Raw genomic sequence first — 12,441 nt, forward strand, 5'->3', positions numbered from 1 at the left:
GCGGTCGGACGGTCGCCCCTACTGCCTCTTTTGACATACCTATCTGTTCATATCTATTGTTGGCGGGTGACCGACTCCAGCACCCCTCGCCGGGACATCGACCGCATGGCCTCCGGGCTCGCGGCGTGCCTTCCCGCGCTGCACAGGGCGCTGGACCGGCAGGTCGCCGCCCGGTACCCGCACCCCAAGCCCCCCGAGGGGCAGCTCGCCCTGCTGCGGTTCGTCGCGCAGCACGAGGGCGCCACGGTGCGCGAGGCCGCCGAGGCCCTGCTGATGAAGCCGAACAACGTCAGCGCCCTGGTCTCCCAGCTCACCGAGCAGGGCGACCTGGAGCGCAGGCGGGACAGCGCCGACAAGCGGGTCGCCCACCTCCACCTCACGGCCATGGCCCGTGAGCGGCTGTCCGAGGTGCGGGAACTGGAGACCGCGTTCATCCGCCACGCCCTGACCGCCCTCACCGAAGGCCAGCAGGGCGCGCTCGGCTCCGCCCTGGACGCCCTCGACGCGTTGACGCGGCACCTCCACCCCAGCGCTCGCTGACACACGCGCCCGCCCCCCGCGGCGCGCCGTTCCCTTTCCCGCAGCACCCCTTCTTGCGCTACCGCCCCCTGCAGCACCCCTCGCTGCGGCACCGCCGAATCCGGAAGAGAAGGCTCCGCCATGCCGTCCACGTCCGTGGATCACCCCCTCACGCCCGCGGCCGAGACCGCCACCGCCCCACCTGCGGCCGGCCGCCTGCGGTCCAACCCGTGGCTGACTCTCCTCGCCGTCGCGTTCGGACTGTTCATGGTCCAGCTCGACGGGTCCGTCGTCGCCATCGCCAACCCCGAGATCGGCAGCGACCTGCACGCGTCCACCGCCCAACTCCAGTGGGTGACCAACGCCTACCTGCTCGCGCTCGCCGCCACCCTCATCCTGGGCGGCAAGCTCGGTGACCGGTTCGGCCGCCGCACCTACTACCTGGTCGGCGTCGCCGGCTTCACCCTCGCCTCCGTCGCCATCGGCCTGTCCGGTTCGATCGAGGGCGTCGTCGCCTTCCGCGCCCTCCAAGGTGCCTTCGGCGGACTGCTGATGCCCAACACCCTCGGACTGCTCCGCTCCGTCTTCCCGCCGAAGAAGTTCGCCATGGCCGTGGGCATCTGGGCCATGGTCTCCGCCGTCGCGACGGCCCTCGGACCCATCGTCGGCGGCCTCCTGGTGGAGCACGTCGACTGGGAATCCGTCTTCTACATCAACGCCCCCATCGGTGTCGTCGCCGTCGTCTTCGGTGCCCTCGTCCTCCCGGAGAGCCGCAACGCCGCAGGCCGCGAGCGCTTCGACATACCCGGCCTCGTCCTGCTCGCCGCCGGCCTCCTGGCCGTCGTCTTCGGCGTCGTCAAGGGAGAGACCTGGGGCTGGACCTCCGCAGGCACCCTCGGCGCGGTCGCCGCGGGTCTCGTACTCCTGCTCGTGTTCGGCCGGCACGAGACCCGCGTGGAGCACCCGCTGCTGCCGATGCGCCTGTTCCGCAGCCGCGCGCTGACCATCGGCGCGATCGTCACCGCGCTGAACTTCTTCGTCCTGCTCGGCATGATCTTCTTCGTCATGCTGTACCTGCAGAACGTGCGCGGCTTCACGCCGGTCGAGGCGGGCGTGCGGACGCTCCCGCTCAGCCTCGCCTCGCTGGTGGCCTCGCCCCTGGGTGCGGCCCTGACCCAGCGCTTCGGCCCCCGGCTGACGATGCCGCTGGGCATGCTGCTCCAGGCGGCCTCCTGCTTCGGCATGCTCACCTGGCAGACCGACTCCTCCTACGCCACGATGTGGCCGCCGTTCATCGCGCTCGGCCTCGGCGTCGGCATGGTGATGTCCGCCTCCTCCGACGCCATCGTGGGCAACGCCCCCGTCAAGGACGGCGGTGTCGCGGGAGGCCTGCAGGCGACGACCCTGCAGATCGGCGGGGCCCTCGGCACGTCCGTGCTGGTCTCCCTGATCAGCGCCGAGGTCGGCGCCACGCTCACCGGTGAGCTGACCGGGGCGGGGGTGCCCCCGGCCGTGGCGGACGGTCTCCAGGAGGCCAAGGACGCCGTGGCGATGGGCGTGGCACCCGTCTCCGGTGACATGCCGGCCGGGCTGCGGGCCGCCGTGGTGGAGGGCAGCGGGCAGGCGTTCATGAACGGCGTCCACGTGGCCGTGACCGTCACCGGCGCCCTCTGCGTGCTCGGCGCGGTCCTTGCCGCGGCGGGGCTCAGGCCTCCCCGGCCGCGGAGCGCGGAAGCACCGTGACCCGGTGGAAGTTGCACCCCGGGGGCGCCGAGGACCCGGAGGACCCCGAGGGTCCCGAGGTGAGGTCGGTCGGGGGCCGGGACTGGTGGGCCTTGAGCGCGATGCTCGTCAGGCTCAGCAGCAGGTCGACGTCCGCGTCGCAGTCCAGGTGCACGGTCACCCAACGGGAGCCGGGCACCAGGCGGATGGCGGTGGAGCCGCCGAGGTCGTACTGGAAGCGCTGGATGGCCCGATGGGTGAGGTGGAGGTCCACGTCCCGGTCCGAGTGGAAGTGGACGATCTCGTCGCGGACGGAGCGCAGCGCCCGTCCGGTTCGGCAACTGGCCGGACCCGCGGAGAGGTCGGGCCAGGCGTGCAGCCGCTCAAAGGCGCGCTGGGCCAGAGTCATGGCCCTATCGTCGCTCGATCACCGCTTCGCAACCAGAGGTTGAGCGATTCGTAACCGGCACGTGAGGTCGGCGGGGAACCCAGCGGGGGCCCCGCCGACCGTGTGCCGACGTGTGTCAGGCGGTTCAGAGGATGTCAGGGGGTGGCGCAGCCGATCGAGCCGGCCGGGAAGTCGTTGCCCGTCGACGTGGCGGTGAAGCCGAAGGTCACGCTCCCGTCCGGTGGTACGACGCGGTTGTGGTCCACGTTCCGGACCGTGACCGTGCCGTCGGCGTCACTGGACAGCGAACCGTTCCACACCCCGCCGAGTGTGGTCCCGCTGCCCGGCTGCCACTGCACGGCCCAGCCGTTCAGCGGCTCGGTGCCGTGGTTCATCACCTCGACCGAGCCCTGGAAGCCGCCGCTCCAGGAGTTCTCCACGGAGTACACGGCCATGCAGGAACCGGTGTGCGTCGGCGGGTCCGTCGGGTCCGTCGGGTCCGGCGTCGGATCCGGGCCCGGAGTGCTGCCGGAACCGCGGATGCCGGTGACCTCTCCGTTGCCGCCGTCGAAGACGACGTCCGAGCAGGAGAAGAAGTTCTCCTGGCTGTCCGAACGCACCCACTGCATGAAGATCAGCGCGTCGCCCGAGCGACCCGAGGGCAGCGCGAGGTCCCAGTAGTAGTGGCCTCCATCGGTCCCGGGAGAGCCCTGCTGGGGCGGGTTGGTCACCGTCCGGATCAGCTCCAGGTCGTCCCAGCCCAGCTCGGAGGTGGGCGACCAGCCCGGCTTGGTCAGGTACACGCGGAAGTCACCCGGGTGGGCCGCCCAGTTGCTGTACTGCACCGGGATCGTCGCCCCCGACGTCAGATGCGTCCGGGGCCAGTCACCGCGGGGGGCGTTGTAGGCGGAGAAGTCGTACGGGGAACGGTCGCCCGCGCTGCACAGGGTGCCGTCCGGCACGTAACCGGCGCCGCGGCCGCCCGCGTTGGAGTCGAGCACGGCGAACCAGTTGTACAGCGCCGTCGCCCCGCTCTGGTCGAGCGCGGCCTGACAGGCAGGGTTCGTCGGATCCAGGGCACCGGTGCCGGTCTTGGCGTCCAGCTGGCACAGGTAGGTGCGGGAGCCGGGCATCATCGCCACGCCGTGCGCCTGGGCCTGCCCCTGCCCGAGCAAGAAGCTCACGCCGAGCGCGCTGAGCAGGGTGGCCATCACCGCCGCTAAAGACAGGAATCTGCTGCGTCGAGCCATAGGGGTCTCCTGGTTCGGTTCCGGTTCCGGTTCCGGTTCGGGGTACGGGTCTGGGTCGGGGTACGGGTCTGGGTCGGGGTGGGTCCTCTGTTGTGTTCTCGGTGCAGGTCGCGTTCTTCGTGTTGGTCGGTTCATGTCAAAGTGAGGACTGGCTGTGATGGAACCCCCGCCCGTCCGGGGCGGGCGCTTCGACCGGACGGGCGAGGAGGCGGTGGGGCGGGGAGGCCGGCTGCTAGGCCGTGGTGCAGGCGATGCCGTTGAGGCGGAAGCCGGCCGGCTCGGCGAACGCGCCGCTGTACGTGCCCTGGAAGCCGAACGACAGGCTGCCGCCGGGTGCGATCCGGGCGTTGTGGCTCACGCCGGTCGCCGTGACACTGCCCGTGGACGGCGTGACGGAGGCGTTCCAGGCGTTGCTGATCCGCTGGCCGGAGGGCAGGGCGAAGGCGAGCTGCCAGCCGTCGACCGGAGCCGTGCCCGTGTTGGTGACGGAGACGTCGGCGGTGAAGCCGCCCTGCCACACGTTCGTGCCGTACGACACCTCGCACGCCGACGCGTCACCCGGGTCGCCGGGGTCCGGACCGGGGTCCGTGCCGCCCGGGGTGCCGCCGGTCTCGACGGTGGAGGAGAAGGAGTTCACGGCCAGTCCGGCGCCGTTCTGCCAGGGCTCGAACCCTGCCTGCACACTCGTCAGGTACCAGTCGTCCTCGGCGAGTCCGCGCGCTACGGTCGCCCGGACGAAGTCCATGACGTCGAAGCTCCAGCCGGTGATCGCCGACGGCGCGACGAACGACAGCACGTCGTTGGATCCGTTGCCGCCGCTCCACACCTCCCAGGTCCGTCCGCCGACGGTCGCCGTGCCCACCGGTGAGCCGATGGGCTGGATCGGGCCCACCCTGTTGAACCAGATCATGATCTCGGTCTGGTTGACCCCGTCGGTCCGGGCGGTCGGGTCGAGCCATATGTCGTACGAGGCGTTGTAGACGGCGTTGTCGACGAAGCCGTACGAGATGCTGGAAGGCGCCTCGGAGACGGTGTCGAGCCGGACGGGGAGGTTGGTGCCAGGCGAACAGGCCGTGTAATGGCAGCCGTTGAAGACCGACGGGTACGACTTCGGCGCCCCGTTGGTCGGTGCCGAGCCGTCGGCCTGTGTGACCCGGAAGCCGGTGTCGGTGGCGGTGACGCACTGGGTGGCGCTGGAACCCCAGCGGTTGTTCTGGACGACGTACCGTCCCTGGATCGTCGTCGTCCCGAACGGTTCGCAGATCGTCGTGTCCGCCTGGGCCGGCGCCGCGGCGGTCGCGAGCGACGCGACGAGGGCGAAGGCCACTGAGGCAGCGCTCAGGGCGCCCAAGAGGCCACGCCGGGCGCGGAGTCGGGGCCGTAACGTTCGCATGGGGCCTCTCCGGGGGTGCGGGGGGAAGGAGGGGGCCGGTGCGGGAGCGCTCCCAACTCCCCACTGATGGGAGCGCTCCCACTTACCGGTTGATTGAGGACTGTAGGAGTGGTTCATGTTCCTGACAAGACTGTGCGCGCCCATGTTGTCGAACGAATCTCGAAGACACAGGTGAGAGGCGCCCTCGCCGGGAGCGCTCCCGGCGGACATGGCACTCAGGCGTCGTCCCAGGCGTCGTTCCAGGCGTCGTGCCAGGCCTCGCTCAGGCGGAGTCGCGGATCACCAGCTCCGTACGGAGGATGACGTGCCGCCAGGCGGCGGGGGAGTCCTCCATCTCCTCCTGCAGCAGCCGCACCATCGTGCGGCCGATCTCCTCCAGCGGCTGCCGGACCGTCGTCAGCGGCGGGTCCGTGGGGCGGGCCGGGTGAAAGTCGTCGAAGCCGATCACCGCGACGTCCTGCGGCACCCGGCGGCCCGCAGCCCGCAGCGCGTTGAGCGCCCCGGCGGCCAGCGTGTCCGACGCGGCGAAAACCGCGTCGAGTTCCGGGTGCCGGGCGAGCAGGCCGGTCATCGCCCGGTACCCGCTCTCCTCCGCGAAGTCGCTCCCCTCGACGACCAGCGACGCCGCGGCCGCCACGCCCGCCGACTCCAGCGCCTCCCGGTACCCGCGCAGTCGGCACTGGGCGACGTACATGTCGAGCGGTCCGCTGATGGCCCCGATCGTGCTCCGGCCGGCGTCCAGAAGATACGTGACCGCGACCCGCGCGCCGCCCGCGTTGTCGGCGTCGACATACGTGACGCCCTCCTCGCCGGAACGCCGCCCCAGCATGACGGTGGGCAGTCCCGCCTTGGCGAGCATGTCCGGCAGCGGATCCTCGGCGTGCACGGACATGAGCAGCACGCCGTCGACCCGGCCGCCGCGCGCGTACTCCACGAAGCGCTGCCGCTCGGTGTCCGTACGGACCAGGGTGAGCAGCAACTGCACCGGGGTGTCGGTGAGGGCGTCGCCGACCGCGTGGACGACCTCGGTGAAGAACGGCTCCCCGAACAGCCGCCAGTCCGGCTCCGTCATCACCAGCGCGATGGCGTCGGCGCGGTGTCCCGCCAGGGAACGGGCCGCGAGATTCGGGACGTACCCCAGTTCGACGATGGCCCGCTGCACGGCGCGGCGCGTCGAATCCCGCACGCCCGCCGCGTTGTTGACGACCCTCGAGACGGTGCCCCGGCCCACGCCGGCGAGGGCGGCCACCTCCTCCAGGGTCGGCGTACCGGGACGCTGCCTGCCCATGTCCGCCGCCTTCCCCCACGAGATCATCCGATACTACGGTGACCCGCCCCGGCCCGGCGGGGCGATCGCGAGGGTGGCGTCAGACCATCGGCCCGTTCCGTGGTGCCCGCCGGGACGGTGGGGTCACCGCGCGGTGAGGCCGGGGAGGCTCGCGCCCCATGCGGCGGCGCACAGGGCCCGGTCGACCTCCTCCGTGTAGAGGGCCGCGCCGAGCCACGCGCGGGCGAAGCGCCCGGTGTCGGCAGGGAGCAGTCGGCCGAAGGGGTCGCGTGCCCGTTCCGCGGCGGTGGCGTGCAACTCGGCGAGCAGCTCACCGGCGGTGCCGAGGCCGTACCGGCGCAGCCGCGTGGCCTCCGACTCCCGGCTTCCGGGGAAGGCGAGCACGCGGCGGCCCCCGGACACGGCCTGGTGGACCCGGCGCCGCAGCAGATGCACGGGAGCTTCGTCGGCGACGGGCGCCGGCTGCACGGCCGGTGCGCTCCGGGCGCCGGGTGCGGTGCCCTGAGCCGGTTCTGCGGGCAGGTCCGCGCGCCGGAGCCGGTCGAGGCCGAGGTCGACACGGGCGCCCGGATCGGTGGGATGGCTCGCCGCCAGCAGCAACGCGCGGGGGAGCGGGGCCGGCGTGAGCCGGGCGACCACGCGCAGCCGGGCGCCCGGCGCGGACGCGAGGAGCGCGAGGAGACGGAGGTTCTCACGGTGGTACAGCGCGGGGTCGTCGTGGGCTGCGGCGAGCCGGACGGCCAGACCGTCGCAGTCGGCGAGCAGACACTCGCCCGCCGCCTCGCGGACCGTGCCGATGATTGAGACGTCGAGGAACAGCAGGTCTTGGCCGTCCCGATCGTCCCGCGCGCTCGCACCGCCGGCGTCGGGCAGGTCGAGGCCGCTGGCCAGCGCCCGGGAGACCTGTTCGGTCACCGGCACCGCCCACAGGCGGTCGAGCGGCTCGGCGTACCACGAGGCGCCGGGCGCACGCACGGCCCGTACACCCGCCCCCGCCCCCAGACGCCCCGTCGGGGAGACCGTCGCCCCGGACACGGCGAGTCCCGCACGGGAGAGTTCACGGTGGGTCAGAGTGGTGTCGCCGATGCGTACGGCTCGGTCCGCCGACGCAGTGGCCCGGTCGGCGCCGCCCGGGGCCACGTCCGAGACCGTGCAGAGCCGCCCCGAGGCATCGGAGGTCCAGGTGACGGTGCCCGCGTAACCGGTCGCCGTGAGGACCGGTTCGGCGAAGAGCCCGTACAGGCGCAGTGAGCCGTCCGGTGTGTATGGCTGCCGTACCCTGCCGCGCAGCCCGGCGAGTTCGGGCCCGGTGGCCTCCGGGAGGCGGTGGGCGATGACCAGGACGTCGCGCAGGGCGGCGGCGAGGTCGCTCAGGCGGTGGGCGGGGTCGGCGTCACGGGCCGCACGCAACGCCGTGACCACGGCCACGGCACGGCCGGCCGCGCGCGGGAGTCCGGCGAGCCGAGCGGTGTGCGCCGCCCGCAGCAACTCGGCCTGGAGTACGGCTCCGGCGCCGTCGGTGCCGGCCTCCAGCACCGCGGCCGCCGCATCGCGCAGGGCGGCCGCGGCGGCGCACTGGGCGGGGGTGGCCGATTCGGGGTAGGGGTCGCAGGCGGGAGCGGGAGCGGGAGCGGGAGCGGGAGCGGGAGCGGGAGCGGGGGTGGGGACGGCAGCGGGAGTCGAGGCCGAGGCCGACGTCGGCTGTGCCGTCTTCGGTGGTTCCGTGAGGTCGGCGACCGGGGCCGCCGATGCCGCGGCGGCCCGGTGAAGGCAGTCGGGCGCGAGCAGGCAACCGCAGCGGATCGCCTCGGCACTGGTCACGACCCCACCGGACGCGTGCAGTTCGAGGTCGGTGTCGTCGTCGACCGCGATGCGTACGACGTCGCCGTCCCGGACCACGGGCCGCCCCGTGACCTTGGCGACACCGGCGTCCAGCCGCTTGCGCAGCCTGGGGGAGAGCGCCGCGACCAGTTGGGCGGTCACCGAAGGGCTGACCGGCGGAAGGTGCGGGCTCATGCGATCTTCTCCCCTACCCAGCGGGCGAGTTCGAGTGGACTGAGCGCGGCGACCGGCATGCCCGCGGCGACCAGCTGCCCCGCCACCCCGGTGGAGTAGCGGGGCCGGCCCGCGTCGTCGAGGCTCGCGCAGCCCAGCACATGGCAGCCGGCCCCGACCAGTGCGCGGACCTCGGCGAGCAGCCCGCCCAGCGGACAGCCCTCCTCGAAGTCGCTGACGACGACCACGAGGGTGCGGGACGGCACGGTGACGAGTTCGCGGGCGTGCCGCAGCCCCGCGGCGATGTGGGTGCCGCCGCCCACACTGACCTCGAGCAGCAGGGACAGCGGGTCGTCGACGTGGTCGGTGAGGTCCATGACCTCCGTGGAGAAGGCCAGGAAATGCGTGGACAGCGTGGGCACGCCCGCCAGCACCGATGCGGTGAGAGCGGCCCATACCGTGGACGCCTCCATGGAGCCCGACACGTCCGTCACCAGGATCAGCCGCCAGTCGGCGGTTCTCCTGGCCCGGGTGCGGAAGACGGGGTGCTCGGGGAGGACCCGGACCGTGCCGTCCGCACCGCGGTGCGCCGAGGACAGGTTGGCCCGCAGGGTGCGGGGCAGGTCGAGGCCACCGCCCGGGCGGCGGCTGGGACGCGGTACCACGGTGCCGTGCAGTGCGGGGCGCAGGCGCGTGGCCAGCTCCCGGGTCAGCGCCTCGACCAGGCGCCGCACGAGCGGCCGGAGGGCGGCCAGCCGCGTCTCGGGCAGGCCGCCCGCATGCCGGAGCACGGTGCGCAGCAGGTCGACGGAGGGCCGCACGCTGTCCGGGGCGAGTTCGGCCAGGACGTCCGGCCGGCCCGACGAGGCCGCGGCCGCCAGCACTTCCTCGCGGATCCCCGGCCCGAACAGCGCCGCCAGTTCCTCCGACCACTCACGCACACTCGGGTACGACGGCTCCCGGCCGCCGCCCGAGCCGCCCCGACCGGGCCCGGTCAGGTCCCCCCGGCTGCCCTCGCCGCGACCGCTGCCGTACAGCTCGTCCAACGCGGTGGCCGGTGCGACCGCCGCCGGGGACAGCCGGTCGGTACGGCGACCGAGCACGAGCCGCCAGCGGTCGGCCGGGGTGAGGTGGTGATCCCCGACGACGGACGGGGCGGCGGCAGCCGCGGCGGTGCTGTCGGGTGTCCCCGCTGCGTCGGCCTTGTCGGCCGTGTCGCTCCTGATGGGCTCTTTGGCCTTGCCGGGTTCGTCGGCCGGGTTGGCTGCGGTCGGGGCCGGGGCCGGGGCCGGGGCCGGGGTCGGGGTCGAGGCCGGGGCCGGGGCCGGGGTTGGGATTGGGGTCGGAGCCGGAGTCGGGGGGAGCAGCCCGAGCCCGCCGAGGAAGGACCGTGCCGTGAGGTCCGCGCGGGTCCACAGGGCGAGCGCGGCAGGATCCACCCCACCCGTGTCGGCCGGCCGGTCGACGTCCAGGCGCTCCTCGACGATGGAGAGGAGGCGGTCGCGCGCGGCCGGGCTGAGCGTGTCGAAGCCGCCGCGCAACGCCGGCAGCCGGTCAAGGAAGTCCTGGTCGGCCAACTCCGACACCCGGTCGAGGAGCGGCTGGAGCGCCGGGGCCGCCGACTCCAGCAGCGGACCCGCGGCCGTCAGCAGCCCCGTGAGCCGGGCGGTGAGCGCGGCTCGGGACGCGCGGTCGCGTGCCGTGTCGACCCAGGACGCCACGCGTTCGCCGAGTACGTCGGGGTCCTCGTGTCCCAGGAGCACCCGGACGGCTCCCGCGGCGCCGCGCATCAGGGGCGAGCCCTCACGGGCCAGCCGGGCCAGCGCGTCGGTCAGCCGGACGCCCCCGAGCACGTCCGCGCGGTGGGCGAGCTCCAGCAGGGCGTGCGCGTCCGCCGGGTCCTCGGCGCCGCTGAGCCCGTCCACCTGGCGTACCGCCGCGGCGGTGAGGAGCTCGGCCACGGCGGTGGCCCGGACCGCACGCTCCTCGTCGGCACCCAGCCCCGGGACGTGCCCCGCCCGCAACCGGTCGAGCAGGCCCAGACCGCCGAGGAGTTCGGGCAACGTGGCGGCACCGGGCAGCACGTCGGCGGTCTCCGCGAGCCGTGCGTCCGTCAGGTCAGGCAGGCCGCACTCGGCCGCCTGCCGGAGTCCGTCCAGGGTCTGTGCGGCGGTGGGTCCGCCCTCGTCCCGCTCCGCCCGCCACCGCTCGCGCAGCACCCCCTCGGCGGCCTGGGCGGGCGTGACACCGTGAACGCCGACCGCGTTCAGCATCGCCTCGGTGGCCGGCGTCCAGCGCACCTCCCACCGTGTCGTCAAGGTCTCGGCGCCGCCCGCACCGACGACGCCGCGCGCCTCGGCGTACGGCACGCCGCACACCGTCAGGCGGCGCAGCAACAGATCGCGCGCGCGGTCGAGGTCGGACCGCAGGGGGTCCAACCGCAGATCCCGTGCGGTCGCGGCCGAAACGGTGGTGCCCGACGCGATGGTTCCGCGTGCGGCGCCACCCGTCCCCGTCGGTCGTGAGCCGGCGGCCGAGTCCGGGCCGGGCAGCCCCAGAGCCGTCAGCTCGGCCTCGACCGCTGGAGCGAGGCCGCTGCGCGGCGCGCCCGGGGCGGGACGGCCGCTGCGGGTCCCGACGAGGACCTGTTCCATCGCCCTGGCGACGGCCCGCCCCCTGCCGTACGGCTCGCCCTGTGCGAGCACGGTCTGCACCGCCTCGACCAGCTCACCCCGGCCCGCCGCGGGCAGCCCGCGCAGCCGTGCCAGGTCCGAGGCCAGCCGCACGATCTCGCGCGCGTCGGCGGGCCCCGACGGATGCCCGAGGTCACGCAGTGCCGCACACACACGTACGGCCGCGTGCGTCAACGCCTCCTCCAACGCGGCGGGATCACCGGCCGCCCGCACCACCAGATGCTGCCACTCGGGATCCCGGATACCCGCGGGGTACCCGGACCGCTCGTCCAGGAGGGCGTACGTGTACGGGATGAGGGACGTGACCCACCCGGGCCGGTCGGCCGAGCCGGGCCGGTCGGCCGAGCCGGGCCGGTCGGCCGTTTGCGCGGGCTCGCCGGAGCCGCTCCGACCGGGTTCGGCCGCCGCGGCCGGGGAGACCAGTGCCGGCGCGTGGAACGCGCCGACGACCAGGGCGGCCCGTGCACCGTCCGCGGTAACGGCGGCCAGACGGGAGCGCATCCAGGCCTCACGCCGCAGATCCAGCTCGGGGACGCCTCCCGAGGCGACGGCCTCTTCCCGCAGGGCCCACCCGGTCAGGAGCGCGGCGCGGCGCAACGCCTCCGGCCCCGAACCCGGCGCCGTGGCCTCGACGAGACGGTCCCACAGGCCCTCGCCGGGACGGCCGGTGAGCCTCGCCCGCAGCGCCGTGCTGAGCCCGGCACGGTCCCGGTCCACGCTGCCCGGACGGTCCGGCTCCGGCGCGGTGAGTGCCGTGCGGGTTGTGGGTGCGGTGCCGGTGCTGGGCCCGGTACGTGTGGTGGGCCCGGTGCGTGCGGTGGGTGCCCCTGAGCGCCTTGCCTCCCGCCACGTCCGGTCCGCCAACGGCAGGTCGCAGGCGACGACCGGGACGCCCTGCCGGGAGGCCCAGCGCACGGCGGCCAGCTCCGGGGAGAAGTCGGCGAACGGATAGAAGGCGGGCCCCGCCCCCTCCTCCGCGCCGGCTGCGGCCAGCGCGACCGGCGCCCGCGTCTCCACGTGGCCCAGCCAGGGGAGCCACTCCTGCATCTCGGCGGGCAGCTCGACCAGCAGCACGTCAGGAGCGGCCCGGTCCAGCAGCGCGGGCACGGCCGCGGCCAGGGACGGAGCATGGTGCCGTACGCCGATGAGGAAGGGCGCCGAGGGATCGGTGAGCGCTTCCACCGCTTGGTCCG

8 protein-coding genes are annotated in these 12,441 nt (G+C 74.0%); 2 read left to right on the forward strand and 6 right to left on the reverse strand.

Features of this window, described 5'->3' with window-relative positions; translation table 11 throughout:
* The first annotated feature begins 66 nt into the window (after positions 1-66).
* A complete protein-coding gene (locus ABS735_RS12110; RefSeq protein WP_373906045.1) occupies positions 67-540 on the forward strand; it encodes a MarR family winged helix-turn-helix transcriptional regulator in 474 nt (157 codons plus the stop codon).
* Positions 541-660: 120 nt separating this feature from the next.
* The gene (locus ABS735_RS12115) at positions 661-2,262 is read left to right on the forward strand and encodes an MFS transporter (RefSeq protein ID WP_373906044.1); all 1,602 of its coding nucleotides are present in this window, start codon (positions 661-663) and stop codon (positions 2,260-2,262) included.
* Here the strand turns inward: ABS735_RS12115 and ABS735_RS12120 are convergent.
* The 6 genes from ABS735_RS12120 to ABS735_RS12145 all read right to left on the reverse strand — a co-directional run bounded on the left by ABS735_RS12120 (position 2,225) and on the right by ABS735_RS12145 (position 12,430).
* Positions 2,225-2,650, reverse strand: a complete 426-nt coding sequence (locus ABS735_RS12120) for a luciferase domain-containing protein (RefSeq protein WP_373906043.1) — start codon at positions 2,648-2,650, stop codon at positions 2,225-2,227. The two genes, ABS735_RS12115 and ABS735_RS12120, sit on opposite strands and share 38 nt — an antisense overlap.
* Before the next feature lie 134 nt (positions 2,651-2,784).
* Positions 2,785-3,879: a lytic polysaccharide monooxygenase gene (locus tag ABS735_RS12125; protein WP_373906042.1), complete on the reverse strand. Its 1,095-nt coding sequence runs from the start codon at positions 3,877-3,879 to the stop codon at positions 2,785-2,787.
* A gap of 232 nt (positions 3,880-4,111) precedes the next feature.
* Positions 4,112-5,272 (reverse strand): glycoside hydrolase family 12 protein, encoded by a 1,161-nt coding sequence (locus ABS735_RS12130; RefSeq protein WP_373906041.1) that lies wholly within the window; start codon positions 5,270-5,272, stop codon positions 4,112-4,114.
* Positions 5,273-5,534: 262 nt separating this feature from the next.
* Complete coding sequence (locus tag ABS735_RS12135; protein ID WP_373906223.1) at positions 5,535-6,560, reverse strand: LacI family DNA-binding transcriptional regulator; 1,026 nt, start codon at positions 6,558-6,560, stop codon at positions 5,535-5,537.
* 123 nt (positions 6,561-6,683) lie between these two features.
* A complete protein-coding gene (locus tag ABS735_RS12140) occupies positions 6,684-8,576 on the reverse strand; it encodes a hypothetical protein (RefSeq protein WP_373906040.1) in 1,893 nt (630 codons plus the stop codon).
* A complete protein-coding gene (locus ABS735_RS12145) occupies positions 8,573-12,430 on the reverse strand; it encodes a vWA domain-containing protein (protein ID WP_373906039.1) in 3,858 nt (1,285 codons plus the stop codon). Before ABS735_RS12145 ends, ABS735_RS12140 begins: the two co-directional genes overlap by 4 nt.
* Between the last annotated feature and the right edge of the window lie 11 nt (positions 12,431-12,441).

Source organism: Streptomyces sp. MMCC 100 (assembly GCF_041538145.2).
In the GTDB taxonomy this organism is placed as follows: Bacteria; Actinomycetota; Actinomycetes; order Streptomycetales; family Streptomycetaceae; genus Streptomyces.

Bases quoted from the DNA above. Each gene is read 5' to 3' on its own strand.
- ABS735_RS12115 (WP_373906044.1), top strand. From the start codon at position 661: ATGCCGTCCACGTCCGTGGATCACCCCCTCACGCCCGCGGCCGAGACC.
- ABS735_RS12120 (WP_373906043.1), bottom strand. From the start codon at position 2,650: ATGACTCTGGCCCAGCGCGCCTTTGAGCGGCTGCACGCCTGGCCCGAC.
- ABS735_RS12125 (WP_373906042.1), bottom strand. From the start codon at position 3,879: ATGGCTCGACGCAGCAGATTCCTGTCTTTAGCGGCGGTGATGGCCACC.
- ABS735_RS12130 (WP_373906041.1), bottom strand. From the start codon at position 5,272: ATGCGAACGTTACGGCCCCGACTCCGCGCCCGGCGTGGCCTCTTGGGC.
- ABS735_RS12135 (WP_373906223.1), bottom strand. From the start codon at position 6,560: ATGGGCAGGCAGCGTCCCGGTACGCCGACCCTGGAGGAGGTGGCCGCC.
- ABS735_RS12140 (WP_373906040.1), bottom strand. From the start codon at position 8,576: ATGAGCCCGCACCTTCCGCCGGTCAGCCCTTCGGTGACCGCCCAACTG.